Here is a 1,367-nt window from a genome sequence, read left to right as displayed (position 1 = left end):
GGCAGGAGGGAATGGCGCAGGCTCTGGTCAGTTTGCTGCGGGCATAACAATAAAAGTAGTTCAGGGGCAGGAAATTGTGATATACTTGCAGAAAAAGAAAGGCTTATAAGGGAGGAGTACATATGAAGGCAGGTAAATTAAACGGACAGATAACAATAGGAGTATTTTCATCTTCATCTCCTGTTTCGGCAACAGTTCCGGTACGTTATGACCGGGGCATAGAGTATTTAAAGTCCAGAGGCTATGAGATGATACACGGAAGTTTACAGGGAAAACAGGATTTTTACAGATCAGGGACTATTCAGCAGCGGGCAGAGGAATTTAATAATCTGCTGTATAACGAAAAAGTGCAGATTTTGATGGCATCCATTGGAGGAAATAACACAAATTCGATTCTTCCGTATATTGATTATGAATATTTGAAAAAACATCCGAAAATAATTATCGGGTATTCAGATACCACTGCGCTGCTTCTTGCCATTTATGCGAAAACCGGACTGGTGACATTCTACGGCCCTGCAGCAGCGTCTTCCTTTGGGGAACTGCCGCCTTTTGTGGACCGGACCTTTGAGTACTTTGATTCCATGGTAAAAGGCAGGATCACCTGTCCTTATGAGTATCCGATGCCGGAGTTCTGGACAGATGAATTTATTAAATGGGATGAACAGGATCGTTCAAAGGCGCAGTACAAAAATGACTGGATCTGCGTAAAGCCGGGAGTATGTCAGGGAAGGCTCATCGGTGGAAACCTGAATACCATGGAGGGATTTTTTGGAACAGAGTATATGCCTGAGATCCGGAAGGGAGATATTTTGTTTATAGAGGATTCCCTGAAGGATGCATGTACCATTGAGCGTTCCTTCTCATTGCTGAGGCTTGCCGGAGTATTTGACAGGGTAAGCGGAATTATCCTGGGAAAACATGAGAAATTTGACGATAACGGAACAGGAAGAAAGCCTTACGAAATTCTGCAGGAGGTTCTGGGAGAAACAGAGATTCCGGTTCTGGCAGAGTTTGACTGCTGTCATACACATCCCATGTTTACACTGCCTCTTGGCTGCCAGGTAAGGCTGGATGCGGAGAATAAAACTGTTTCCCTGCTGGAAAGTCCGTTTGTACAGTGAGATCAGAGAAGCCAGTTTCTTTTTTTACATTTGTGAAGGCGTCTGAGGTAAAGGATGTGAAAAAGTATAATCATGCAGTGTCAGTTTTTTGGAGTGCAGGTACAGTTTTATTTGAAATACTGGGGATTCCGCTGCTGTTTATCAGGCAGAATTCGCCCTGGGCAATTTTTCTGGTGCTGGGAATAATGTTCTGGGGAATAGGAATCAGCGTTGCGTATATGCGGATTGAAGCCAGGTATAAAA

1 protein-coding gene and 1 pseudogene are annotated in these 1,367 nt (G+C 44.0%); both read left to right on the top strand.

The window, feature by feature from the left end; all coding sequences use genetic code 11:
* Positions 1–122: 122 nt before the first annotated feature.
* Entirely contained in the window at positions 123–1,124 is a 1,002-nt protein-coding gene (locus tag QVP40_RS06065) for a S66 family peptidase (protein ID WP_022067586.1), read from the top strand.
* A 56-nt stretch (positions 1,125–1,180) separates the two neighbouring features.
* Positions 1,181–1,367: pseudogene (locus tag QVP40_RS06060) on the top strand (hypothetical protein); the annotation flags it as partial.

Source organism: Blautia sp. CAG:257 (assembly GCF_000433815.1).
Classification (GTDB): domain Bacteria; phylum Bacillota; class Clostridia; order Lachnospirales; family Lachnospiraceae; genus Blautia_A; species Blautia_A caecimuris.
This window is presented reverse-complemented; position numbering and strand designations above follow the sequence as displayed.